Below are 25,767 nucleotides of genomic sequence, written 5' to 3'. Positions count from 1 at the left end.
GCTCACATAAAGCAATCCACATAAAACAGCCCGCTTTGCACGGGCTGTTTTACATAGTACCTACACCTAGTCGAGCTTGGAAAGGTCGCGAACCGCACCTTTGTCTGCTGACGTGGCCAGCAATGCGTAGGCTTTCAGTGCGGGAGTTACCTTACGAGGCCGCTGCTCGACGGGCTTCCAGGCGTCTTTGCCTTTAGCTTCCATTGCCTCGCGACGCTTCGCTAATACTGAATCAGGTAGTTGCACGTTAATCGTACGGTTGGGAATATCAATCAGAATGGTATCGCCCTGCTCAACCAAACCAATCGCGCCACCTGCCGCCGCTTCGGGGGAAACATGACCAATGGAAAGCCCAGACGTCCCGCCCGAGAAGCGGCCATCCGTCAACAATGCACAGGCCTTACCCAGTCCTTTGGATTTTAAGTACGAGGTCGGATAGAGCATTTCCTGCATGCCAGGACCGCCTTTAGGGCCTTCGTAGCGAATGACCACTACATCGCCCTCTTTGACCTTACCGTCCAATACATTGGCCACTGCTTGATCTTGGGACTCAACGACGTGGGCTTTGCCTTCGAACACGAGAATCGAATCGTCAACGCCTGCCGTTTTAACCACGCAACCATCGAGGGCGATGTTGCCGTAAAGCACAGCCAAACCGCCTTCTGTTGAGAACGCATGCGCTAGGTCGCGAATACAACCGGTAGCACGATCGCCATCTAGGCTTGGCCAGCGGGCGCTTTGTGAGAAAGCGGTTTGGGTTGGAATACCACCAGGGCCTGCTTTAAAGAACTCGACCACCTCAGCGTTTGGCGAGCGCATAATATCCCACTCTTCCAGCGCCGCTTTTAGGCTATCGCCGTAAACAGTTGGCACTGACGTGTCCAGCACTCCCGCACGATCCAGTTCGCCCAGAATAGCCATAATGCCACCCGCACGGTGAACATCTTCGATATGGTATTTCTGGGTATTGGGTGCCACCTTACATAGCTGCGGCACTTCCCTAGAGAGCCGATCAATATCCGCCATGGAGAAGTCGACTTCCGCTTCTTGGGCCGCCGCCAGCAAATGCAAAATTGTATTCGTAGATCCGCCCATGGCGATATCTAACGTCATGGCATTTTTGAACGCTGCTTTGTTACCAATCGCACGGGGCAGCAGGTGGGCTTCTTCGCCTTCATAGTAGCGCTTGGCCAGCTCTACAATGCGATGGCCAGCGGTTTCAAACAGGCGCCGACGGTCTGAATGGGTCGCCAGCACGGTACCATTACCAGGTAGTGCTAAGCCTAATGCTTCCATTAGACAGTTCATCGAGTTAGCGGTAAACATACCCGAGCAACTGCCGCAGGTGGGGCAAGCACTGCGCTCGACTTCAGCCAGAGTTTCATCATCAACGCTATCGTCAGCCGCCATAACCATGGCGTCGACCAGATCTAGGCCGTGATCTAGCAGCTTGGTTTTGCCCGCTTCCATGGGCCCACCCGAAACAAAAATGACCGGAATATTGAGGCGCATAGCAGCCATCAACATCCCAGGGGTAATTTTGTCGCAGTTGGAAATACACACTAGCGCGTCGGCACAGTGGGCATTACACATGTACTCAACGCTATCGGCGATAATATCGCGGCTGGGCAGCGAATAGAGCATGCCGTCGTGCCCCATCGCGATGCCATCGTCTACCGCTATGGTGTTGAACTCTTTAGCCACACCGCCGGCTTTTTCAATTTCACGTGCGACCAATTGGCCCATGTCTTTTAAGTGAACATGGCCCGGCACAAACTGGGTAAACGAGTTCGCAACCGCAATAATGGGCTTATGGAAGTCGTCGTCTTTCATGCCGGTGGCGCGCCAAAGGGCGCGGGCGCCGGCCATATTACGGCCGGCGGTGGTCGTACGGGAGCGATACTCGGGCATGGTGTCCTCTTCTACATCTTTATCGTGGCCTGCCGCATTCTTGGCGACAGGCAAGTGAATCCAGCGGCCTTAGATTGTGGCATGAGCGCACCGTGGAGACTAGATGCTGAGAGCAACCTCCCTTCCCAATTTGTCGCAGTTAAAACGTCTCCCACTGTGCAGAGGACTCTTGACTAGCCAATTCTCTTGCCGCAGCGCCTGAAGGCAGTTTCAGTGACGCTTTACGCTGCGCTTGATTAACCTGCTGTAGCTTTTCCCGGGCAGAGTGAATATTTTCTTCCTGGGCGCCTTCCAGACGGAAGGCATCCACTACATTCGCTAGCTCAAACGTCTCTAGCGCTAGATTATCCGCCGAGGCCGCGATGGTTTGTACTTTGGTGGCGTTTTGCTGAGTCACATTATCCATTTCAGCAATCGCGGAATTAATTTGGCCAATACCGCTGCTTTGCTCGCTTGAGGCGGTGCTAATCGACTCCATCAGCTCACTGACACGGCTGACCTGCTGCATCACATTATCGATGGCTCGCTCAGCTTGCTCGACCGCGCCACGGCCGCCACTGACCTCTTGCGTCGTACTTTCAATCATCTTGCGAATTTCTTGGGCCGCATCAGCACTACGGCTCGCCAAGTTACGCACTTCACTAGCTACTACCGCAAAGCCTCGACCATGCTCTCCAGCACGTGCAGCTTCGACCGATGCATTGAGTGCCAGGATATTCGTTTGGAACGCGATTCCGTCAATGACGCCAATCATCTCCGCCATTTTTTCAGCACTTTGGGCAATACGCTGCATTCTTGCGACCAACTGCTGCATTTGCTCTCGGGTATCGCGGGTGCTTGAGGCATTCTGCACCGCCAGCTCCGTCGCTTGGCGAGCATTCTCAGTATTTTGCTGCACCGTGGACGTCATTTCTTCCATACTAGAGGCCGTTTGCTGCAGTGATGACGCCTGCTGCTCGGTGCGAGAAGCAAGCTCTTCATTTTCAGCGGCAATTTGCTGAACAGCAGGCGTGACAACCGACACTCGATGTTCTACATCACCGACAATACTCGCCAAGCTAAAGCGCATGGTATCCAACGAATAGAGCAACTCGCCCAGCTCGTCTTTCGTTTCACGACGTTCGCGAGCAGCCAAATTACCTGCTGCAATCTGAAAAGTAATATGTCGCGCCCCTTCTACGCTGCGCAACACTGACCTTAGAATTACGGCACTGAGACCTACCATCAACAGCAAACCAATGACCATCAACACCACTTGAGCAATCAACATTTGCTGGCGTCCCTGCTGAGCCTGACCAACAAGCGCTTCAGCATTTGCTCGCTCATCGCTAACTAACTGGCTACTGCTCTCTCTTAGCTGCTCTGTGGTAGGTTGTACACCGTCGTTAAAGGCTTCGAAAGCGGCAAAGCCATTTGCGTCACTGACCGCCGTCATCGTGGTATCGACACTGTTTACCCAGGTCGCTAATCTTGCACTAAAAGCTTGCAGACGCTCAGAATCGGCATTGCTGTCAGTAAGATACTCGTTCCAAAGCGTTTGTATTGATTGAGAATATTCGCTAATTGATGCGGCAACTGCATCAACATCAACCCGCCGAGGGTTACGAACAGCAGGTTCCAACTGAGTTACAACCTGTCCGATTTGGCGGTCTATTCGCTGAAGATTGGCGACGGCTTCTAGCCCTGAGCGATTTAACGTATCGAGACGCTCACCAGAAACCATTAAGCCGTACATCCCTAGGCCGCCTGCCAATCCCATTAGAATAATGGACGCTACGACCATACCCGTTAACTTAGCTTTTAGGCTATTAAACTGAAAGCGAGCAAAAAAGCCTCCCACACCACGGCGCCTTAGCGCCCCTTGCGCCAGCGTGTAGCGGCGAGATTTACCTTTTTCGCGTATTTCTTTATAGACGGTTTCTGCCAGCGCAATACTTTGAGCTGGGGCTTTGCGCCGCAACGAGGTATACCCTACGATGCGATCGCCATCCCTGAGCGGTGCTACGCTAGCAGTGACCCAATAATGATCACCATTTTTACGACGATTTTTGACCGTACCCTGCCAGCTCGCACCTGACTTAATCGTCTTCCAGAAATCTGCATAAGCTGCTTCCGGCATATCCGGGTGGCGAATTAGATTGTGAGGGCTTCCCATCAATTCATCACGGGTATAGCCGCTGACCTCGACAAACGCTGCGTTAGCGTAGGTCACATTGCCCTTCAAATCGGAACGTGAAATCAGCACAGTCTCATCGTCAAGCGTGTACTCACGCTGAGTGACGGGTTGGTTGTTGCGCATGCAGAGGCTCCCTAGGGGACTTTTAATTTTGATTTGCCTCTATTATCACTTGCTGCAAGGGAATTTAACCTCTGAATAACCCTAAAAAAACGCCGCACTCTTTGGTGCGGCGGCTTAACTAAACGGTTGTTTAACGATCGATTGAAGCGCCTACGTGAAGACCACATTGGCCACATCACGATAGCGGTTTGCAAAATGCACCGTCATTCCCTCTTTCAAGTAATCGGGAAGCTCTTCGTAATCACGCTTATTAGCTTCTGGTAGTATCACCTCAAAAATATCGCTGCGGCGTGCGGCAATAATTTTCTCTCGAATTCCCCCCACCGGTAAGACTTGCCCGGTTAAGGTCAATTCACCGGTCATTGCCAAGGGTCGGTTAATCGCCTGATGCTTGGCCAGCGAAAGCAACGCCGTAGTCATTGTGACCCCTGCCGACGGGCCGTCTTTGGGTGTCGCCCCTTCGGGCACGTGCAGATGCACAAATGCTGAATCAAAGAAGTCGGCATCGGCACCATACTCTTGCAAGTGACCCAGCGTGTAGCTATAGGCAATATTGGCGGACTCCTTCATCACATCGCCAAGCTTGCCGGTGAGTTTAAAACCGCGATCCAGGGCATGAACTTTGCCCGCCTCGATAGGCAGTGTTGCGCCGCCCATGGATGTCCAGGCAAGCCCGGTAACAACGCCTTCGCCTTTCAGCACTTTCTCTTTGCGGAATAGCGGTGCTCCCAGAAACTCTTCCAGGTTTTTAACCGATATTTTTACCGTTTCCACCTGCTCTTCCAGCAGCTTTACGGCTGCCTTGCGAACAATACGATGCAGCTGTTTTTCAAGCTGACGAACACCTGCCTCACGGGCATAGCCGTCAATAACCTGCTTGAGCGCGGCATCCGTTAAGTTGATACGCTTCTTAGGCAGGTTGTCGCGTTTCAACAGCTTCGGCCATAGGTGGTGCTTAGCGATCTGTAGCTTCTCTTCCGCGATATACCCAGAAAGGCGAATCTGCTCCATACGGTCAAGCAACGGCCCTGGGATAGAGTCCAGAGTATTCGCGGTGCACAAGAACAGCACTTTGGATAGGTCCATGCGCACATCGAGATAGTGATCCAGGAAATCGACGTTTTGCTCTGGGTCTAACACTTCAAGCAGCGCTGACGCGGGGTCGCCCTGGAATGATTGGCCCAGCTTATCAATCTCATCGAGCATAATCACAGGGTTCTCGACTTCGACTTCTTTAAAGGCCTGGATTAGTTTGCCGGGCATTGCGCCAACGTAAGTACGACGATGACCTTTAATTTCAGCCTCATCGCGCATCCCGCCCACAGAAAAACGATAAAACTCACGGCCCAGTGCTTCAGCAATAGAGCGCCCAATCGACGTTTTACCGACCCCGGGAGGGCCGACCAGCAGCACAATCGAGCCACCTACATCGCCTTTGAAAGTACCTTCGGCAAGAAACTCAATAATCCGCTCTTTCACATCTTGTAAGCCGTCGTGATCGCGGTTGAGAACTTCCCTGGCATGAGCCAAGTCAAGCTTGTCCTGGCTGGTAACGCCCCAAGGCAACGAGGTGAGCCAATCAAGATAGTTACGAGTAGTGCCGTACTCTGGCGAGCCGGTTTCTAGCACGCTGAGCTTATTGAGTTCATCATCAATACGCGCTTGGACGCGTTCTGGCACCACCAGTGACTCTAGGCGGTTCCTAAACGTATCGACGTCGTTTTCACGGTCGTCTTTGGAAATACCCAGTTCACGCTGAATAACCTTAAGCTGCTCACGCAAGAAAAATTCTCGCTGCCGCTCCTGCATCTGAGCATTTACCTGCTCACTGATCTCGCTTTGCAACTGTGCAACATCGATTTCTTTGCGTAGCAGAGGGAGAACTTTATGCATACGCTCAGCCACCGACAGCGTGGCGAGTACATCCTGCAGCTCAGGGCCTTTGGCAGATGTGATAGCGGCTGCAAAGTCAGTTAGCGGACCGGGCTCATGAGGACTAAAGCGATTGAGGTAATGTTTAAGCTCTTCGCCATAAAGTGGGTTAATCGGCAGCAACTCTTTGATGCCGTTAATAATGGCCATCGCATAAGCGCGTGTTTCTTCGTTTTCAGCGTCGACTGGTTCTTTGGGATAACTTACTTCCACCAGATAAGGCGGCTCTTTAGACAACCAGCGCTGAATTTTAAAACGCTTAACCCCCTGAGCGATAAACTGGATCTGTTGATCTTCACTCTGGAGTTTATGTACTTTGACCGCCGTGCCAATCTCAGGAAAATCGTTGTGATCCAACGACTCAACACCTTGCTCGCCAACAAAGGCAACGCCTATGGTGTGGTGAGGGGTATTACCTACCCGACGCATAGTTTCTTCCCAGCGCTCGCGGTTGATGACCAGCGGCTGTACCTGAGCGGGAAAGAATGGCCGATTATGAATCGGCAATAGATAGATGCGCTCTGGGAGCATATCGCTAGCAGGCACTAACGAATTAACTTTCTCACCGTCTGAACGGTGCTCTTCACTGTTCGAGGTATCGTCTTGCGGTGCATCGGACTCATCGTCCGTCTGCCAATCGAGGTGTTCGTGATCGCGGTCGTAATCCTGGTCGCTCATGCGCCCTCCCATAACAGTGACTAGCGGATTGATCCGCTTAGCAATGTCTAAGGAATGTGGGCACAGGGGGTGAACTTCAACCCTTGGCACCATTTGTAGCAGTGTATTCGAAGAGTGGTAACAGCTTCAGAGCTCGTCGCTGTTTAGTAGAAAGCATTGATGCTCAAAACAGTGATACTCAAAACGATAATGCTCAAAACACTTATGGCCAAAGCTGGGGCATCGGGCGTCCATTAACACGCAACTCGCCACGAACAACATCAAACTCCAACTCTCGCGTACCAAGAGGGAGGCCTAGCCAAAGCGCTGCCACGGTTGGTGCATCGTACCAAGTGAAATCACCATCAACTCGATCCAACCAGCGAGCGCGCTCTTCTGGCTTATCCAGCCTCGTCATCATAAGCTCATCAAGCCCACGCGCATCAAAAAACAGCGCACCATCTGCATTAACATTGATACCTAGCAGCGGACTTTCAATCGCGATCGTTGTAATGTCTAAACGAGGTGAGTCACTCAACACACCTTTTAAATCAGGGGCTAAACGCACCAGCAGCCCTTCTGCCATTGGTAGGCTAGCGTCGCCCCATGAGGCTTCTTGCCGCAAACGCAAGATTGTTGCGCGAACAGCATCCGCATTTAAGCGTGAAAGCTCGGCCTCAATCCGACCACTTAACAAAGGTGTATCGGGCGCTTCGCTTGGGACGCTCACCTCGCCAATGATCAGTTCGCCATTCAAGCGAAGCTCTTGCTCGTCGAGTACCATGTGGCTGTGAACATCAAGCGGCGACACACGAATATCATAGGCAGGATAGTGAAGCGATAACGACTCAACATGCAGATGGTCACGCTGAGCAAAATGATAGGCATCGTCAATGTAGGTATAACGGCTTTCAAGAGACGATGGCCCCATCGTTAATTGAGCGGGACCATCTGTTAGCGTGAGCTGGTCGAGCAGCGCACGCAACCGCCAATCACCAAATACGCCTTCTAAGCGCATACGGGCACCACGAACCGATAGCTCACGACCATTTTGCTGGATCACAAAAGGGGCAAGTGCCAGACGCAGTTCACTGTGCCCACTTAGCGTATGGTAGCGTCCTTGCCAGCGCGGTATAGACGGGGCAGAGACCTCTCCCACGGCTTTTTGCAAAACGCTATCTAAGCGGGGCAGTAGCGTTCCTTCAACGTCAGTACTTAACGCACCATGACGAGCACGGTAAGTAAGCTCTAACCGCCATGGCCGCCCTAATAAGGGCGATAAAAGCAGTTTTCCCTGAGACGTCAACCACCCTTGGCGGCTCTCCGTCCGACTAACCCGCCACTCCCCTCGCGCTTCCAAATCTTCTAATGCTTGACGAAGGCTGCGTTCAAACAAAATGCTTGATAGCAGTTGTGCCGCCACCCACGCCACCACTAAGGCCGCGAGAATAGGCACGATTAGTCGTTCCTTGCGCATGCGATCTCCTTGAACACCCCCACGATTGGAGCCATTCGCCAACGACATTGCGTGATCAGTTCCCAGTAATTAGCTAAGTCCATTTATTATATAGGTGACCCACCTGCCGATTTGTGCAGATAGGTTATTAGTGTAGCCAAAACCATAAATGCATCGTACTCCACGCGTAGATGCCCGCCATAACGTCATCAATCATAATGCCAAATCCCCCGGCAACACGCCGGTCTGCCCACCGGATAGGCCACGGTTTGAAGACATCGAAAATACGAAAAACAATGAATCCCCAGAGAGCGGCCTCCCACGAGAAGGGCACTGCCGCCATGGTTATCCAGTAGCCAACAAACTCATCCCAAACAATACCGGAGTGATCATGCACGCCTAAGTCATGGGAAGTTTTGTCACACAACCACACCCCAACCACAAACGCCACAAAAACAATGCTGAGATACCAGGCCAAAGGGAGGTCGGCCATCATCCAGTAGAATGGGATTGCTGCTAGCGTCCCGAAGGTGCCAGGCGCCCAGGGCACCGCACCACTGCCTAGGCCAAAGGCAAAAAAATGGGTTGGCCGACGCCAAACGCTCGCTGGTGCTCGGTTCATGGCGCTTCCCCGCTAAAATGCTGCCACCCTTCGTAGTCACTGGCGGCAACGCCAGTGACACCTAGCGTTTCGGTACAGTGACCTATCACCGTCAGCGAGAGACCGAGATCGGCGAGCCGCTGTTGGGCAATAGCGAGACTTTTGGGTGATAGTGTCACCAGCAGCTCATAGTCATCACCACCCGATAGCGCGGCTTTAATCGCGTCATCGTGGCCTAACGTTTCTTGCAATCCTATAGCCAACGGTAGCGCGTCGACGTCTAGTGCACAGCCTATACCAGATGCCTTACGCAAGTGCGACAAATCTGCCAGCAAGCCATCTGAAATATCTAATGCCGCCGTTGCAATGCCGCGCAGTGCAACACCCGCGGCTAAGCGAGGTTGCGGCAACAAATAGCGAGCCAGCAGAGGGTGCGACAATTCGCGTTCGCCCTGGCGCCAAAGTGCTAGGCCACCGGCACCACCACCCAAGGCACCGGTCACGGCGATAACATCGCCGACCTGCGCACCTGAGCGAGTTAGCGCTTGGCCAGATGGCACTTCGCCCATCACCGTAACACCGATGGTCAGCATCCCAGAGGTGACATCGCCACCAACCAGCGCAGTGGAGTGCTGCTGGCAAAGCGCGTGAAACCCTTCAGCGTATCCTGCTAACCAGTGTTCAGCAGCTTCGCGGTCATTAAAGATGCTCTTATCCAGCGTCATTGCCATCAGGCACCAACGAGACTTAGCACCCATGGCTGCTAAGTCGCTGAGCGCCACCGCCAGCGCACGATGTCCTACCGCGTGCGCTGGGGCATCGTGAGGAAAATGCACGTTACTCACCGACGTATCAACGCTGACCACAAGCTGCTGACCTGCCCGGGGCACCAAAAGCGCTGCATCGTCGCCATTTTCAAGCGCTATGCCAGCTGTCGCGTGCGCCTCCTGCGGCGACATGAAGTAGCGCTTAATCAGTTCAAATTCGCCAAGCACAAAGGCCCCTTAAACGCATTATCAGGAGGCTCGCCTTACAGACGGCGAGCGCTGACCTCAGCACTTCGTAAGCGATTTGCTAACTTATCGAGAATGCCGTTCACGTATTTATGGCCGTCGGTGGCACCAAATGATTTGGCCAGCTCAACGCCTTCGTTAATCACTACTCGGTAGGGTACTTCCATCCGCCGAGAAAGCTCATAGGCACCCAAGCGCAGGATGGCTAGCTCAACAGCATCAAGATCTTCGAGGCGTCGGTCGAGCAGCGGCGCAATTTCACGATCTAACTCCGCTTTGAACCGGACCGTGTTATGCAGCAGTTCATGGAAAAGCGCCTTATCAGCGATTTCCATTACTTTCACCCAATTTTCGTAATCTTCCAGGTCATCATCTGCCACCTGGCTACGAAACTCAGCTTCGATAGTGGTGATCGATTTCCCTGTCATTTGCCACTGGTAAATCCCCTGAACCGCTAACTCACGCGCGGCGTGGCGCCCTAGCTGCGCGGCAGAGGGCTTACGCTCACGACGTTCGCTCATTGGTTGTCTCCTAGCGGCAATGCTCGCAGTAATGAGACCATCTCCATCGCTGCCATTGCGGCTTCCGTACCTTTATTACCCGCTTTGGTGCCCGCCCGCTCAATCGCCTGTTCGATAGACTCAACGGTCAACACGCCGTTTGCGACCGGCGTATCGAACTCAAGCTGGAGGTGGTTGATGGCGGTGTTGCAGCCGCCAGCTACATATTCAAAATGCGGCGTGCCACCACGAATAACAGCGCCCAGCGCGATAACAGCGTCGGGCTTCATGACGTTAAGTACACGCTTTACTGCCAGCGGTAGCTCCCAAGCACCAGGTACATGGACAAGATGAATATTGTCCGCATCAACGCCGTGGCGTGTCAGGCTATCAATAGCACCTTCCACTAGGCTATCCACTACATGGTGGTTAAAACGGCCTACAACGATGACATAACGGCCATCGACATCCACAAAAGTGCCTTCAACTTGCGAAAGGGATTGCATCAATTTATTCCTGCTGAGAAGTTGGCTCATACGCCGTGTCATTTGGCCCTAGACGCTCGACAACTTCGAGATCAAAACCGGAGAGCGCCGAGAATTTCCACGGTGAGCTGAGTAGCCGCATTTTGCCCACCCCTAAATGGCGTAGGATTTGCGAGCCAGTACCAATCGTTAAGTAGTTACCTGAACCGTCCGAATCGCTGGTGCGCGGTTGACGCACGCGATCCAGAAAAATATCGAGCTGATCTTTCAAGTCTTGGTGAGGACGACCATCGTCAATCAGCACAAAGACCCCCGCAGACGCATTAGCGATCTCTTTCAGCGCACGATGGGCATCCCAACGGCACTGCTCATCTTTCATTAACCCTACGATATCACGCAGCGTATCCGCCAAGTGAACACGCACCGTTGTCGCCTGCTCTGGCGTCGGTTGCCCCTTAACTAACGCCAAATGATGAGCACCTTGTATACGGTCCCGGAACACATGCAGCGCCAGTTCCCCATGGGCCGTCATCACACTGGTCGTTTCAACCGCATCAACCGTTTGTTCATTGACGATACGGTAGTGAATCAAGTCGGCAATCGTGCCAATTTTAATACCATGCTTTTTAGCAAACACTTCAAGCTCAGGCCGACGCGCCATACTGCCATCATCATTCATGATTTCACAGATGACGCCGCTGGGGTCGCAGCCCGCTAAAGAGGCTAAATCACAGGCTGCTTCAGTATGCCCAGCACGACGTAGAACACCACCAGGTTCAGCCATTAGCGGAAATATATGCCCTGGCTGTACGATATCCGTCGGCTTGGCATTCGCCGCCACTGCTGCTTGAACAGTACGCGCACGATCAGCTGCTGAGATGCCGGTGGTCACACCTTCGGTCGCTTCAATGGAGAGCGTAAACTTAGTGCCAAACCCAGAGCCGTTATCACGCACCATCAGCGGTAGGTTTAGCTGCTCGCAACGCTCGCGAGTCATGGGCATACAAATAAGCCCACAGGCATAACGCGCCATGAAGTTGATATGCTCGGCCTGAACTTTTTCGGCCGCCATGATGATATCACCTTCGTTTTCGCGATCCTCATCATCCATGAGAATCACCATTTTGCCCTGGCGGATATCTTCCACCAGCTCAGCGATAGGGGACAAACCCTCTGAAGAGGAATGCGCCATGGAATCTCCAAAATAAGTGGTCGCAACACATGCGATTTCGCGCGTCAGGGTACCTTGCTCTGGCCCGGCGCGCTAGTCAGTGCACGGTTTAGCGATGATGCGCCAGTCACTCCCAACGGCTCGAATTTCTTTAATAGTTAAACGCTTTTGGTCGGCCATGCGGGTCATCCCGGGCAACGCAAATAGTGGTCGAGCCTCGCCACCCAAAAGCGTGGGAGCAACAAATAACTGCAGTTCATCCACCGCATTTGCATCTAGCAGCGCGCCTGCCAGCGTAGCGCCGGTTTCAACCAGCAGCTCATTTACCAGCTCATGCTCAGCCAACCAGCTCAGCATCTCTGCGAGGTCGATTCGGCCTTCTTGAGCCGCGGGCAGTACCTTAATGTCAGCGCCTGCAGCTTCCAGCTTTTGGCGTTTTTCTTCACTGTGGTGTTCAGTGGTAATAATCAATGTGCGGCCTGGTTCACGAAGACAAGCGGCCGCTAACGGTAACCGCAGACGCGAATCCAAAATAACGCGTAGTGGCTGCCGCTGACTAATTGTATCCGCGTTATCGAGCCCCAACTGGTCTGCGCGCACTGTTAGCCGTGAATCATCCATAATGACGGACTCAACGCCGCTCAAAATAGCGCTTGAACGAGCTCGCAGACGCTGCACTTGACTGCGAGCTTCTGGGCCAGTAATCCATTGCGACTCTCCAGAGCCCATGGCAGTGCGGCCATCCAGGCTCATGGCCATTTTTAAGCGTACAAAGGGACGTTTGTGCTGCATACGGGAAATAAAGCCAGGATTTAACGCACGGGCATCCTGTTCCAACAGCCCAACATCTACCTGAATTCCTGATTCCCGAAGCCGCTTGATACCGCGTCCACTCACGCAAGGGTTAGGGTCAACCATTGCGACCACCACGCGGGCAACGTTGGCATCCGCTAACGCAACGGCACAAGGGCCAGTGCGTCCTGTATGGGAACAAGGTTCCAGCGTGACATAAGCCGTTGCGCCTTCTGCCTTTGCACCAGCGGCGTTAAGCGCGTGGATTTCTGCATGAGGTTCGCCAGCACGGAGGTGAAAGCCATCGCCAACCACTTGCCCTTCCGCGTGTTGATCGTAGCGGACAATAACACAGCCTACCCGGGGGTTGGGGTCTGTTGTATACAGCCCTTTCGCCGCCAATTGCAGAGCACGCGCCATAAATTGATGATCAGCGCTGGTAAAGCCTCTCTCCATCAACTCGTTCATCAAGCCTCTCCGCGATGTGGATCGCTGTGGGCTGATGCAGGGTGATCGCCAGGATCTTGAGAAAGACGGTCTATCTCAGCGCGAAATTCGTCTAAATCCTGAAACTTACGATATACCGATGCAAAGCGAATATACGCCACCTGATCCAGGTTGCTTAATGCCTTCATAACGGCCTCACCGATATCCCGCGCATTTACTTCGCGGTCCCCGCGGGCACGAAGCGATTGGCGAATACGCTCAACGGCGGCTTCTATTGCCTCGGCACTTACCGGACGCTTCTCCAGCGCTCGCAACATGCCTGCACGCAGCTTGCTCTCGTTAAAGGTTTCGCGTGAGCCGTCGGATTTTACGACCCTCGGCATAATCAGTTCTGCGGTTTCATACGTGGTGAAGCGCTCTTGGCAGCTAGCGCATTGGCGACGACGGCGCACCTGGTCACCGTCGGCTACCAGCCGCGAGTCGGTCACTCGAGTATCATTAGCACCACAAAAAGGGCAATGCATGGCAGTCAACCTGTTGTCAGTACGTGCAGCGTGTCAGCTTGTGCGGATAACGGCACATATAAGCATATTGTGAACTTTTATTAGCAGCGGAGTAGCCACGCGCTACAACGACATGCAGTTTAAGGGCGCTTGCAAGCAAAAATAGTCGCTTCTTTAAACGCGGCGTTAACCTAGCATTGTAACGATTTGGCACACAAGCTGCAGCGTTTGTCGTAGGTTGTTTAAGAGGAAACCCCTATGACCCCATTTGAGCAGACAGTCCACCATTTCCTTTCGCACCTCTACGGCCCCCGCGCCAGCGAGGTACAGCGCCGTCTTGGACAACACATTGACCACTTTCGCAGTGCATCACAGGCGCCAGCCATAACAGAAAATACCGCGGCTGAAGGCGATAATGCACCAACGTGGAGCGAAAAAGATCAATGGGTCATTAGCTACGGTGATTCCATTGTGGCAGAGGAAACGCCTCCTCTTGCTGTGCTGAATGAGTTTCTTCAACGCTATTTGGGGGAGCGTATTAGCGGCGTGCATGTGCTACCTTTTTTTCCTTGGAGTAGCGATGATGGCTTTTCAGTCATTCATTACCGCGAGGTTAATCCAGAGCTAGGTGATTGGCAGCACATCCGTGAGCTAGCAAGCCACTATGACGTGATGGGCGATTTAGTGCTAAACCACGTGTCTCGCGAATCCCTGTGGTTTGTGGATTATTTAACCGGAAGTTTGCCGGGTCGTGATTACTTTATAGAAATAGACCCAGAAACCGATGTTTCTGACGTGGTTCGACCACGTAGCAGCCCATTGCTAGTGCCCATTTCCACGCGCCGGGGCACGCGCCATGTATGGGCAACCTTCTCAGAAGATCAGATCGATTTAAACTTTGAAAATCCTGACGTATTGCTCGAGTTTGTTGGCATCCTGCTGTTTTACCTCCAACAGGGCGTGCGTATCATTCGCCTGGATGCAGTGGCATTTTTATGGAAGCGTCTGGGAACGCCATGCATCCACCTTCCCGAAACCCATACGGTGGTCCGTTTACTGCGCGCCATTGTGGATGAAATAGCGCCGGGCACGCTGATAATTACCGAGACCAATGTCCCTCACGCAGAAAATATCAGTTACTTTGGCCTAGAGCGGTTAGCCAACGGGGCACCAGACGAAGCTCATATGGTCTATCAATTCGCCCTGCCCCCTTTGTTATTGCACACGCTCACCCGCGGTGAAGCCACTACCCTTCAAACATGGCTTTCCAGCCTGCCGATATTGCCCAGACACTGCACCTATTTAAACTTCACCGCGAGCCATGATGGTATTGGCGTGCGCCCTTTAGAAGGGGTGCTACCCGATCATGAGCGAGATGCACTGCTAGAACTGATGCATCGCTTTGGTGGCTTTGTCAGCATGCGGAGCAATCCCGATGGCAGTGACTCGCCCTACGAAATCAATATTACTTGGTTTGAGGCCATGCGCGGCACGCGCAGAGGACCAGACCCCTGGCAAATTGCCCGCTTCCTGTGCAGCCAAGCTATTATGCTGACGCTCCAGGGCATTCCCGCCCTCTATATTCATACATTGACCGGCACGCTTAACGATGTCGAAGGAGTGGAGCGCAGCGGCCGATTGCGCTCAATTAATCGACGCCGCTGGCAGCGTGATGAGCTAGCACTGTTACTCGAAAGCCCCTCAACGCCGACTCACGATGTGTTTCATGCGCTTAGCCGCTTGCTGGAACTTCGGCGCACAGAGCCCTGCTTCCACCCCAACGCCACACAACGCGTACTGACCACGCCGCCTGACGTGTTAGCCATTGAGCGAGGCCCGCTAAGCGACGGCCGCCGCCTGCTTGCCCTGTTTAATGTCACCGATACGCTACTGCCATTAGATAATGTAGGAGAAGCACTTGAGCAGGCACTTAGCCAACATGCTTGGCGTGCTTTAGATCTGCAAAACGCCCTGGAGGAAACCGCGCTTCCTCCCTATGCAATAAGATGGATGGTGGCAGACACGTGAAAGGTGCATTGCGGCATAATGTCTCAGTAATTAGGCAATATAATCGCCAAATAATCGATGACTGAGATACTGTCGCGATCATCATCAATGGCGATAGCGTTGATGCCGACTTTTCGCATGTATAAGGACGTGTTATGCCTCACATTTTTTTGCCGGGATTGCGCACCTTAGCGCTTACTGTAGCGATGAGTAGCGTGTCGTTGAGTTATGCCGAAGAACTGCCTGCACCGGTTCAAGCGCTCACCAACCAGGGGATAACGATTCACGGTCAGTTTGAGGCGCCAGGGGGCATGCGTGGTTACGGTGCTAGCGTACAGGGCCAAGAGTTGGCGATTTATTTAACTCCTGATGGCCAACACACTATTATCGGCACGCTAATGGATGATCAAGGCAACGACCTCACCGAAGCACAGATAGAGGAGCATGTTCGGGTTCCGCTTGAAGCGCAAACCTGGGCGTTACTGGAAGAGAGCCACTGGATTCAAGATGGCGATGAAAACGCGCCGCGGGTTATCTATACCTTTACCGATGCTAACTGCCCCTACTGTCGCCAACTGTGGCAACAAAGTCGCCCTTGGGTAGAGGCTGGAGAGGTACAGCTGCGCCATATTATGGTGGGCATCTTGGCACCGAACAGTCCCGCCCTGGCGGCCACCCTGCTGGGAGCAGACGACCCTGCTGCCGCGCTACATGACCACAGCAACGGCGATTCGCTTTCAGCAAGCGCCCAGCCTAGAGATATTGAAGAACAGGTATATGCCAACAATCAGCTTTTTGAGGAGCTAGGCCTGTACGCTACGCCCACCAGCGCCTTCCAGCGCGAGACAGACAGTGGCAATTTACGTATCGACCGGATTCAAGGCTTACCGAGCGAGGAGCGTTTAATTGAAATGATGGGCGGTGAAGCGCCTTAAAGCAGACAATATAAGCAAGTTTTAAAGCGCCCATCCAGCATCCTCAAACCAATCAGTAGCCCGTGGGGTTATACCACCACGGGCTACTATTTTTTCCGGATACGTTGGTTGCGATGCTTGTATCGCTGCTCCTTAGCTAGTTACTCGTCTGTCAGATTTTCAAAACGAGGCATGCCGACGTTCCATGGTTCGATATCGCCTTTTTCGCCAAAGTTCGCATGGTCACCAAGCACATGGCCGTCATGCTCACGGACCTGCCCATAAAGCGAACGTTTATGGAAAGTAGGGCCAAAGCGCTCTAGTGTCTCAGCAACGTCACCCGTGTAACGAGGGTCTTGCGGTCGCTCTTGGCTACTCATGTAATAGGCAATGTCCCAGGCATCCTGGTCACTTAACGAGCGCGGCTGTCCTAGCGGCATATTGTTGTAAATAAACCCTGCGGCGGTATCGACTCTGACAATGCCTGCGCCCCAGTTATTAGAGCCATCCCCCCAAGGGGCGGGGAACACATACTCGCCGTTCTCATAGTGCCCAGCGCCGTTGTCTTGATGACAAATAGCGCAGTTTTCTTGGTACGCCGCTTCACCACGGGCGTAATCGGGGGATTCATCTGGCTCGTCTGGCGCAGGAAAACCGCGGCCATAAATAGGCTGACTGGGGTACATTGGCGCACCGGTAGCCAGCCATTGGTGGTAAGCGCTGAGTGCGAGCATCTCATCACTGCCATAGGCAGGCGGCGTTCCATTCATCGAGTAAGCAAAGCAGCCAGCAATGCGCTCTTCAAGATTGTTAACGTGCTGATTTTTACCCCTGAAGTCAGGAAGCGTGACCGCCGCTGCCCAGACCGGTGCACTAAACGGTTGACGCCCTTCGCCTAAGTGGCAGCTTGAGCAGTTCATGTCATTGAAAACGTTTTCACCACGTAGCTGCTGCGTGTTGGTAAATAGGTCGTAGCCATACCGAATGACCTTTTTTAGCTCTGGATGGATATCAGCGTCTTCCAGGTCTGCCATGGTCGGTGGAACATGAACTAGCTCGCCCTCTTGCGGTGCAGGAAAACCAAGTTCCACTAACTGCTGATAGGGCGCTTCGTTAGAGGGATCAGCAGCATTGTCAGCAAAAGCGCTGACGGCTAGTCCGGTAGCTAATGAACAGCCTGTTAGTGCTAGCACGAGACGTTTTTTATGCATAATCATTGCGCTGCCTCCTCTTCTTCACTGCCGGTTTGGGCGCTAACGTCCTGGCCGGCATACCATGCTGACACCGCCTGGATATCCTCATCGCTCATACGCTTAGCAATAGCCCCCATCAAATTTTGGGGATCATTACTGCGCTGATCATTTTGCCAAGCATGCAACTGGTTGCTTATATAACCTGCGTGCTGGCTTGCAATACCAGGGAACGTCTCCCCAACGCCAGTGCCGCCCGGGCCATGACAGCTCTTGCATGACACAATGTAGGCATCCCAATCTCCGCGCTCAGCCAACTGTTCGCCACGGGCTAATAGCGCCTCGTCCACGTCATCGCCACCTTGGCCAGGGGTGATAGGCATTTCGCTATAATAGGCGGCAACGTCCACTATTTGCTGGTCATTAAGCATATTAGCAAAGGGCATCATGGTGGCGTTTTGGCGACGTCCCTCTTTAAAATCGTGTAGCTGCTTAACGATATAATCGGCATTAAGCCCAGCCAAACGCGGCCACGATTCGCCTCCAGGTATGTTCATCCCACTGCCGTTAGCTTGATGACACGCTGTACAGGTTGCCGCGGCGGCCTGGCCACGCTCGGCATCGCCTGTTTCGGCAAAGGCCGTGCCTGCGAGCGTGCTGGCCCCTATAAGGCTGGCGCCCATCAACAAGCTGAACTTGCTCCATTGTTTTTTATTCATATATCCCCCTGACTGCTGTTCGTTATTTACTTACCTGCCCGTTATTTACTAGTCGTAGCCCATTTACTGCGATGATGCAGCGAGAGCTATCGAATAGCCTCAGGTCTTTCTCGTTGCTCATCCCCTACCGTAGGAATGGTTAAATGGGCGCTAAACCCGCCGGCCTGGACATTTTCAAAATTTACCCAGCCCCCAAAACGCTCAACAATTGCCGCCACAATCGCTAAGCCCAAACCGCTACCTTGCTGCTTGCTCACGCGCCAGAAACGCTGAGTTAACTGCTTTAGTGTAGCGTCATCGACGCCGCTACCCTGGTCATGCACTGTGAACGTTACGTGACGCTGATCAGGGGTACACTGCACGCTTAGCGCGACAGGCTGCTCACTCGCCCCATGATGCAATGCGTTATCCAGTAAATTACGTAGTGCGGTTATTGCCAGCTCTCTAGGCATGGCAACGCACACTTGGGGTAATTGAGAGGGAAGCTGGCACTGCCCTGCAGTTGCCATGCTATCGGCGATCGCAACATCAACAATCTCACCTACCTGACTTAGCTCGCCATCATCAAAGCGCATGCGCCCTTCAACTCTTGCTAACGTCAGTAACTGGTCTAGCGTATGCGCTAGTCGAACCACCCCCGCCTCTGCGTATCTGAGTGATTCTTTCGCCGTTTCGCCGTCGGCTCGCTGCGCTACTTGAAGATGGGTTTTAATCGCCGTTAAGGGAGTGCGTAACTCATGAGCGGCATCGTTGGTAAAACGCTGTTCACGGACAATGGTTTGTTGGATTCTTACGAGTAACCCATTGAGCGTCTCAATCAACGGTTTAATCTCTTTCGGCACCCCATAGGTAGATACGGGTGCCAGCGCTTCCGGATGACGACTGGCAAGCGACGCGCGCAGCCTGGTTAGCGGCGCAAAACCAAGCCAAACAACCACCCAGAGCGCAATTAAACTGCCCGTTAATGCCACCACAAACGGCACGACAGCGACGCGAAACACATCGCTAAGCAATATGTCCCGCTCATCCATCCGGTCGGCGGTAGTAATGACCAGATTGCCACGTTCATAGGTAAAGACACGCCAGGTAGTATCGCCTTCCTGCCGGTAAGCATGACCACGCTCACCCGGTGCCAGTATGGTTTCCATGTTGGCATGAGTACGGGCAATGATATCGCCACGCGGGGAGTGCACCTGGCAGGCCAACCCCTCGATGGGCGGGATAGACAAAGCGCGAGCTTGGCTCTGTTCCCAGACATCTTCAGGCAGTTGAAGCACGAGCCCGGCGACCATGCGTGCCGACTGAGCAAGGCGCTGATCGAGTGTTTCTACGAATTTTTTTTCTAAATCATTGAGCAACCAAGCCGCAGCAACACCCCATAGCAATGCCAATGTCACCCCCAGGGTAAGCAATAGGCGGGCTCGTAAACTCATTGCTGCCCCTTATGAGGCGTGCCTGGAATGTGGACAGCCTCAGGCTTGCCTAACCGATATCCCAACCCACGAACCGTCTCAATGATGCCACTGCCTAGTTTTCGACGTAGATGGTGGATATGCACATTCAGTGCATTGCTCTCTACATCGTCACTCAAACCATAGAGGCTATCTTTTAGCTGGTCGGCAGAAAGCACGCTGCGCGGCGAATGCAGAAAGGCCTCTAAAAGCACCAGTTCTCGGCGCGATAGCGTTACCAACTGACCGGAGACTCTCACTTCACGCGCATGAGGATCCAGCGTTAGCGCCCCATGTACCGTCATACCCTGGCTACGGCCCGATACTCGCCGAAGCAGTGCATGAAGACGGGCCACTAACTCGTCAAGGTCAAAGGGTTTCACCAGATAGTCGTCGGCTCCGCACTGCAGGCCGTCAACACGGTCTCGTACCGCATCCCGCGCTGTTAGCATTAACACTGGGGTAGCGTTACCTTGGTCACGCCACGATTGCAGCAGTTGCAAGCCGTCGCCATCGGGAAGACCGCGATCAAGTATCACAACGTCACTTACCACTGACTGCATGATTTGTCCCGCTGCTTGAATCGTGGACACATGATCGACGACAAAGTCGTACATCATTAAACCGGAGCGTATTCCTGATGCGACCAATGGATCATCTTCAATGAGCAAGACGTGCATGACGGTTTTCCTTTTATTGCTACCAGCATGGCAAACGCACATTAACCCAACATTAAGCTAGCGGGCTGTGCCATAAACTCATTTACCAAAGCTCATTTACCAAAGCTTATTTACAAAAGCTCATTTACAAAAACGCCCTTGCCTAAAGAGACAAGGGCGATAACAGTGGTTTATACATTAACGCTACTGGCTAATACGTTTTGCGATAAACCAGCCTGCCACCATCGCGGCCAACAACGCCAATAACGGCAATGAGATCCCACCGATGGAGGCGATGGCAGGGCCAGGACAGTAGCCAGAAAGCCCCCATCCAATGCCAAATAGCGCTGCCCCCCCCAGCAGCTTACCGTCTAACGCTTGCTTAGTTGGAAGCTGAAAATTAGCGCTAAACAGCGGCTCGCCACGTGCAAATACCAACCGATAGCCCACAAACGTTGTGCCTACCGCACTGCCTAGCACGAACATCAGCGTTGGATCCCAAGCGCCGGCTACATCAAGGAAGCCAAGTACACGGGCAGGATCAGTCATACCCGAGATAGCTAACCCAAGCCCGAATAGCAAACCAGCGATATAGCCAGCAGCGGTTTTTACTGTTGCACTATTCATATCACGCGCCTCATACACCACCTCCAATCATATGACGCATCACATAGACCGTGGCCACCGCTGTGAGTAGAAACACCCCAGTGGCGGCCATAGAGCGGGGGGATAAGCGTGCCAAACCGCAAACGCCATGGCCGCTGGTACAGCCGCTGCCAAGCCCAGTGCCTAACCCGACTAACAGACCGGCTATCAACATTAGCGGCACACCGCCAGCTGGCGCACCGATCACCGCACCGGGAGCATCGGCAACGTTGCCTAGCCCGCCTCCCATTGCCATGACCAATAACGGGCCACTCACCAGCCCGAACAAAAAGGCTATGCGCCAAGCACTGTCGCCTTTAGGTCGCTGGGTTATTAAGTTCCCAATAATGCCGCTAATACCGGCGATGCGCCCCAAGGCTCCCATCAACCACACAGCGGATAAGCCTATCAATACACCACCAACGAGCCCTTGCAGGCTTGCTATCCAGTCCACAGGTGTCTCCTTGCTGTGTTAATGCTTGTTTTTACAGGTTGAGATGCCCAGCAGAGGATACAATGGGCAAAAATTAAACAGCCCAGTGGCGAGTGGTACGACGCCAATCCATCCCCATGCGCCAATGGTGCCGGTAAGCGCCAGTATGATCAGAATAAGACCAACTACGATTCGTGCTACTTTGTCGATACCGCCGACGTTTGCTTTCATTTTCTGCTCCTCGATAATCAATATCAGTTAAAAACGGTTGATAGGGACTTTTAGATAGACAACGCCATTGTCGTCGGCAGGCGGCATCTCGCCCGCGCGCATGTTGACCTGTACAGAGGGAATAATGAGCTTAGGCATGCCTAGCGTGGCATCACGCTCCGTGCGCATTTTCACGAACTCATCTTCTGAAATGCCTTCATGCACATGGACGTTCGCATCACGCTGCTCTGCCACACTGGTCTCGTGCTGATAAACGTCTCGGCCTGGCGCTTTATAGTCATGACACAAAAACAGCCGCGTTTGCGTCGGCAGTGCCAACACCTTTTGGATAGAGCGGTACAGCGTACGTGCATCGCCACCGGGGAAGTCACAGCGTGCGGTGCCGTAATCTGGCATAAACAGTGTGTCGCCAACGAAGGCCGCGTCGCCTATCACATAAGTAAGGCAGGCAGGCGTATGGCCTGGCGTATGAAGCACGCGCGCTTGAAGACTGCCAATGGTGAACGTATCGCCTTCATTAAACAGAGCATCAAATTGGCTACCGTCCCGAGCAAACTCAGTCCCTGCATTGAATGCTTTACCAAAAATTTCCTGTACGTCGACAATGTGCGCGCCAATCCCGGTTTTTCCACCTAGCATTTGGTGTAAATAAGGCGCCGCAGAGAGGTGATCAGCATGTACATGGGTTTCTAAAATCCACGTTACTTCAAGGCGGTTATCGCGAATGAATTCAATGATCTCGTCAGCAGAACGTACATCCGTATGCCCCGCGGCATAATCAAAATCCAGTACCGAATCTAGAATAGCGCAGGCATTACTATCTGGGTCCTGCACCACATAGCTAAAGGTGTTAGTGGGCTCATCAAAGAAGTGAGTGACAATCGGGTGTTGCATTCTGTGCCTCCCGCTAATGGCAAGTAATGATGTTGCTATGCAACCATCATAGACCATAAAATGTTATATGTTTATACTTATTTGGAATTTAAAACGATTTCTTGAGCATGATCAATATTGCTCGTCGGCCAATAGCCGCGAAACAAAAAAGCACCTCGCTGCCAACGAGGTGCTGTGAAGAGAATGACATGGTCGGTTAAGCGAAATTCATCAGCGTCTATCGACTTAAAGCCTTATACACTTTGAGACTTGATACGCTTAAAGGCCCGATAAACTCAAAGCACTTATAAACTTAAAGCACTGATAAACTTAAAATTTATAGAAACAAACAAGCATTGAGCGTTAAACCTTACCCTGATTATCAAGCTCTACCGCTTCATGCATACGGGCTAGCACATCAGGCATCGCCGCTTGTACACGGTTCCAACTGGGAATAAAGGGGCGTTCACGAGGGTTATCTAAAAACAGATTGCCAGCTTCTAGCAAATTGCTGGCAAATAGCTCAACTGCCTGTTCTTCACAGTGGCGATCTAAACTTAGTCCATTCATCGTCGCGTCGTGATCATAGGCTTCAATGAGGTCTAAGGCTAAACGGTAGTAGGTTGCTTTGAGCGTCCGGAAATCTTCGCTGCTAAAGCTAACCCCTTGGGTAGCCAGCTTACGATAAAGCGCTTTTGCGATATCCAGACTCATTCGGTTCAAGCCACTGGTCGCATCCTCTTCACTAACGGGCTGATGCTTATGGTCATAGGCGTCGGCAATATCGACCTGACATAGCTGACGGTGTGAGTAGTTGCGCTGCAACTCGGACAGTACGCCGATTTCCAACCCCCAATCAGCGGGAATTCGAATGCCCTCTAGCACATCACTGCGCATGGCAAATTCACCAGATAACGGGTAACGGAAGCTGTCTAGATAATCCAAATAAGGTAACGGACCACAGACAGTTTTCAAGGCACGTAGCAGCGGCGTCACCATCAACCGAGAAACACGCCCATTGAGCTTTCCTTCGGCGATACGCGGGTAATAGCCTTTACAAAAACTGTAATTAAAACGGGGATTCGCGACAGGATACATAAGGCGCGCTAGAAGGCCACGGTCGTAGGTAAGAATATCGCAATCGTGAAGACCAACGGTGGTGGAGCGACCTGAACTAAGCACATAGCCAGCGCAATACCATACGTTTCTTCCTTTTCCTGGCTCTAAAGCCCCTAAACCATGACTTTCTAATTCTTGGTCGATAGCACGTAAACGCGGGCCGTCATTCCATAGAATTCGAGTGTGCTGGGGCAAGCGTGAAAAGAATTCCCGTGCATATAAAAATTGATCGCGGTCTGCTCTGTCCAAACCAACGACAATTTCATTGAGGTAAGGCACTTTCACCAGCTCATCAACAATTGCCGACAGCGCAGGCCCTTCCAGTTCAGAAAAAAGCGAGGGTAAAATTAGTCCCATTGGGCGACGTTTGGCAAACTGGCAAAGCTCTTGTTCAAGGGCTTCAACTGGCCGGCGCGTTAAGTTGTGAAAATCGGTTATCACACCATTTTGATGGAAATCACTCATACGCTAGCCTCCCGTGGCTTGTAATCTGATGCAGCGGCGTCATTCACTGGCGCCATTTCTAGACGCCCGTCATCTCGCCCCCACCAGTGGGCTACCCCCTCAGCCCAGCCAGTTGGCCCAGTTGCATTTGTTCGATATAACGCGCTGTTGTGCGGCTCAACGTTAAGAGCGTGGCAACCTCGAATCACTACAGCTTGATCGACAGTTTCCAGCATAGTGATATCGTTTGGGCCATCGCCCAAGCCCAATGAAAGTGGCGAACTGCCTCGTAATGCAGTAAATCGTTTAATTAGCCACTCTACGGCACCCCCTTTATCAGACAAGCGCCCAATCACATGCCAAAAGCGGCCCCCTTGCGTGAGCTCAAGGCCATCGCCTTCAAGCGCAATGCGGAACGTTTCAAGTGCGGCTGCATTATCTTCCCAAATAAGTGGCTCACTCCCCTCCCGCTGCCGCGCTGCTTTCGCACGGGTTTCATCAAGCCCAGTTAACGCCATTACCTGTTGAAGACTTAAGTCGCCCATTCGAGTAAACCGAACCCCCAGACGCTTACGCCAAACGTTTAGTCGCGCTTTAATGAAACCACTATCAACTCCGGTGTGTTTAATAACGACGCCATCTCGGCCATTACCAGGGCGATCTAAACGCGCATGACACCAACCTGGCGGCAGACCAATAACAGCACCATTCTCGGCAATAAAGGGGGTCGCCGTTAGCCCAAGGGCTTCTCGTAGGGGAATGAGTTCAGCGCGAGTTTTACTGGTAACCGGAATGACCGGAACCCCTAGCTGTTTAAGGCGGGCAAGCCAGGGCTTGGCAGGTGAGAAATCATAACTGTGGTGATCTAGTAATGAACCGTCCAAGTCGGTGACTACCAAACGCGGTTGAAGCGCTGGGTCTAAGTCGCTTGGTGACTGAGCATCACTGGGCAACGCAGTACGCTTGTATTCGGTCATAGCACCACCCTTTTGCAATCTTAAAAGTCGTTACACACGTCCACTTTTAGATGAGCAACAAAGCAGTTTGTATGCCAATACAATTTTATTTTTAATAATCAAAAATTTAACTCATAAAAAGCAGCCACTTTCTTATGAGCCCCAAAACAACGCAACTTCGGCGCACTAAAATAGTGCGCGAATAAATTGAAAAAAATTCGACAAGCCCTTGGCAAAAGCTCATAAATAGCTATACTGAAATTGTACCCACTGGCAACCTTGTACACCCCTCACCTGATGCCAGTGGGCTGCAGTGAGCCAAGCCCTTTCATGCCCGCCTCCCCCGGCGGGTTTTTTTT

At 52.6% G+C, this 25,767-nt stretch carries 23 protein-coding genes; 2 read left to right on the top strand and 21 right to left on the bottom strand.

Going from position 1 to position 25,767, the window contains the following annotated elements; all coding sequences use genetic code 11:
- Window positions 1-66 precede the first annotated feature (66 nt).
- The 11 genes from ilvD to nrdR all read right to left on the bottom strand — a co-directional run bounded on the left by ilvD (window position 67) and on the right by nrdR (window position 13,788).
- Window positions 67-1,911 (bottom strand): dihydroxy-acid dehydratase, encoded by a 1,845-nt coding sequence (ilvD, locus tag K7H08_RS17210; protein ID WP_038486064.1) that lies wholly within the window; start codon window positions 1,909-1,911, stop codon window positions 67-69.
- A 139-nt stretch (window positions 1,912-2,050) separates the two neighbouring features.
- Window positions 2,051-4,210, bottom strand: a complete 2,160-nt coding sequence (locus tag K7H08_RS17205; RefSeq protein WP_231658607.1) for a methyl-accepting chemotaxis protein — start codon at window positions 4,208-4,210, stop codon at window positions 2,051-2,053.
- Window positions 4,211-4,360: 150 nt separating this feature from the next.
- Window positions 4,361-6,820 carry an endopeptidase La gene (gene lon, locus K7H08_RS17200; protein WP_231658606.1) on the bottom strand — a complete coding sequence of 820 codons (2,460 nt, stop codon included), beginning with the start codon at window positions 6,818-6,820 and terminating at the stop codon, window positions 4,361-4,363.
- Between the two features lie 202 nt (window positions 6,821-7,022).
- The gene (locus K7H08_RS17195) at window positions 7,023-8,276 is read right to left on the bottom strand and encodes a DUF945 family protein (RefSeq protein WP_038486070.1); all 1,254 of its coding nucleotides are present in this window, start codon (window positions 8,274-8,276) and stop codon (window positions 7,023-7,025) included.
- 127 nt (window positions 8,277-8,403) lie between these two features.
- Window positions 8,404-8,877: a phosphatidylglycerophosphatase A family protein gene (locus K7H08_RS17190; RefSeq protein WP_083006254.1), complete on the bottom strand. Its 474-nt coding sequence runs from the start codon at window positions 8,875-8,877 to the stop codon at window positions 8,404-8,406.
- A complete protein-coding gene (gene thiL / locus K7H08_RS17185) occupies window positions 8,874-9,851 on the bottom strand; it encodes a thiamine-phosphate kinase (RefSeq protein ID WP_231658605.1) in 978 nt (325 codons plus the stop codon). The genes K7H08_RS17190 and thiL overlap by 4 nt, the downstream gene beginning before the upstream one ends.
- Window positions 9,852-9,886: 35 nt before the next feature.
- Window positions 9,887-10,390, bottom strand: coding sequence for a transcription antitermination factor NusB (gene nusB, locus K7H08_RS17180; RefSeq protein ID WP_009721754.1), 504 nt, complete (start codon window positions 10,388-10,390; stop codon window positions 9,887-9,889).
- Window positions 10,387-10,875: a 6,7-dimethyl-8-ribityllumazine synthase gene (gene ribH / locus K7H08_RS17175; RefSeq protein WP_009721753.1), complete on the bottom strand. Its 489-nt coding sequence runs from the start codon at window positions 10,873-10,875 to the stop codon at window positions 10,387-10,389. The genes nusB and ribH overlap by 4 nt, the downstream gene beginning before the upstream one ends.
- 4 nt (window positions 10,876-10,879) lie before the next feature.
- Entirely contained in the window at window positions 10,880-12,046 is a 1,167-nt protein-coding gene (gene ribBA, locus K7H08_RS17170) for a bifunctional 3,4-dihydroxy-2-butanone-4-phosphate synthase/GTP cyclohydrolase II (protein WP_038486076.1), read from the bottom strand.
- A 72-nt stretch (window positions 12,047-12,118) separates the two neighbouring features.
- A complete protein-coding gene (gene ribD / locus K7H08_RS17165; protein WP_231658604.1) occupies window positions 12,119-13,285 on the bottom strand; it encodes a bifunctional diaminohydroxyphosphoribosylaminopyrimidine deaminase/5-amino-6-(5-phosphoribosylamino)uracil reductase RibD in 1,167 nt (388 codons plus the stop codon).
- Window positions 13,285-13,788, bottom strand: a complete 504-nt coding sequence (nrdR, locus tag K7H08_RS17160; RefSeq protein WP_038486078.1) for a transcriptional regulator NrdR — start codon at window positions 13,786-13,788, stop codon at window positions 13,285-13,287. Before nrdR ends, ribD begins: the two co-directional genes overlap by 1 nt.
- A 237-nt stretch (window positions 13,789-14,025) precedes the next feature.
- Here nrdR and K7H08_RS17155 point away from each other — a divergent pair, with 237 nt between their 5' ends.
- Together K7H08_RS17155 and dsbG are read left to right on the top strand one after the other, a co-directional pair.
- The gene (locus K7H08_RS17155) at window positions 14,026-15,795 is read left to right on the top strand and encodes a sugar phosphorylase (RefSeq protein ID WP_120386636.1); all 1,770 of its coding nucleotides are present in this window, start codon (window positions 14,026-14,028) and stop codon (window positions 15,793-15,795) included.
- A 134-nt stretch (window positions 15,796-15,929) separates the two neighbouring features.
- Window positions 15,930-16,709: a thiol:disulfide interchange protein DsbG gene (dsbG, locus tag K7H08_RS17150; protein ID WP_120386635.1), complete on the top strand. Its 780-nt coding sequence runs from the start codon at window positions 15,930-15,932 to the stop codon at window positions 16,707-16,709.
- A gap of 140 nt (window positions 16,710-16,849) precedes the next feature.
- On the opposite strand, the gene K7H08_RS17145 is transcribed toward dsbG, so the two are convergent.
- From K7H08_RS17145 to K7H08_RS17100, 10 genes are all read right to left on the bottom strand, one after another.
- Window positions 16,850-17,905, bottom strand: a complete 1,056-nt coding sequence (locus K7H08_RS17145) for a c-type cytochrome (protein WP_176472129.1) — start codon at window positions 17,903-17,905, stop codon at window positions 16,850-16,852.
- The gene (locus K7H08_RS17140) at window positions 17,902-18,597 is read right to left on the bottom strand and encodes a c-type cytochrome (RefSeq protein WP_038486088.1); all 696 of its coding nucleotides are present in this window, start codon (window positions 18,595-18,597) and stop codon (window positions 17,902-17,904) included. The genes K7H08_RS17145 and K7H08_RS17140 overlap by 4 nt, the downstream gene beginning before the upstream one ends.
- Before the next feature lie 86 nt (window positions 18,598-18,683).
- Window positions 18,684-20,030 (bottom strand): ATP-binding protein, encoded by a 1,347-nt coding sequence (locus K7H08_RS17135; RefSeq protein WP_038486091.1) that lies wholly within the window; start codon window positions 20,028-20,030, stop codon window positions 18,684-18,686.
- Entirely contained in the window at window positions 20,027-20,728 is a 702-nt protein-coding gene (locus tag K7H08_RS17130) for a response regulator (RefSeq protein WP_038486094.1), read from the bottom strand. The genes K7H08_RS17135 and K7H08_RS17130 overlap by 4 nt, the downstream gene beginning before the upstream one ends.
- 183 nt (window positions 20,729-20,911) lie before the next feature.
- The gene (locus K7H08_RS17125) at window positions 20,912-21,334 is read right to left on the bottom strand and encodes a DUF6691 family protein (RefSeq protein ID WP_038486986.1); all 423 of its coding nucleotides are present in this window, start codon (window positions 21,332-21,334) and stop codon (window positions 20,912-20,914) included.
- A gap of 10 nt (window positions 21,335-21,344) precedes the next feature.
- Window positions 21,345-21,806 carry a YeeE/YedE family protein gene (locus tag K7H08_RS17120; protein ID WP_038486097.1) on the bottom strand — a complete coding sequence of 154 codons (462 nt, stop codon included), beginning with the start codon at window positions 21,804-21,806 and terminating at the stop codon, window positions 21,345-21,347.
- 18 nt (window positions 21,807-21,824) lie between these two features.
- Window positions 21,825-22,016, bottom strand: a complete 192-nt coding sequence (locus tag K7H08_RS17115) for a YgaP family membrane protein (RefSeq protein ID WP_038486099.1) — start codon at window positions 22,014-22,016, stop codon at window positions 21,825-21,827.
- 27 nt (window positions 22,017-22,043) lie between these two features.
- On the bottom strand, window positions 22,044-22,910 hold the full coding sequence (locus K7H08_RS17110) for an MBL fold metallo-hydrolase (protein ID WP_038486102.1): 867 nt from the start codon (window positions 22,908-22,910) through the stop codon (window positions 22,044-22,046).
- A gap of 342 nt (window positions 22,911-23,252) precedes the next feature.
- On the bottom strand, window positions 23,253-24,473 hold the full coding sequence (locus tag K7H08_RS17105; RefSeq protein WP_038486105.1) for a glycosyl transferase: 1,221 nt from the start codon (window positions 24,471-24,473) through the stop codon (window positions 23,253-23,255).
- Window positions 24,470-25,429 (bottom strand): HAD-IIB family hydrolase, encoded by a 960-nt coding sequence (locus K7H08_RS17100; RefSeq protein ID WP_038486107.1) that lies wholly within the window; start codon window positions 25,427-25,429, stop codon window positions 24,470-24,472. Before K7H08_RS17100 ends, K7H08_RS17105 begins: the two co-directional genes overlap by 4 nt.
- Between the last annotated feature and the right edge of the window lie 338 nt (window positions 25,430-25,767).

This window comes from Halomonas sp. IOP_6, from assembly GCF_021151565.1.
In the GTDB taxonomy this organism is placed as follows: Bacteria; Pseudomonadota; Gammaproteobacteria; order Pseudomonadales; family Halomonadaceae; genus Vreelandella; species Vreelandella alkaliphila.
The sequence above is the reverse complement of the archived record's forward strand: the minus strand, read 5'-3'. Positions and strand labels throughout refer to the sequence as shown.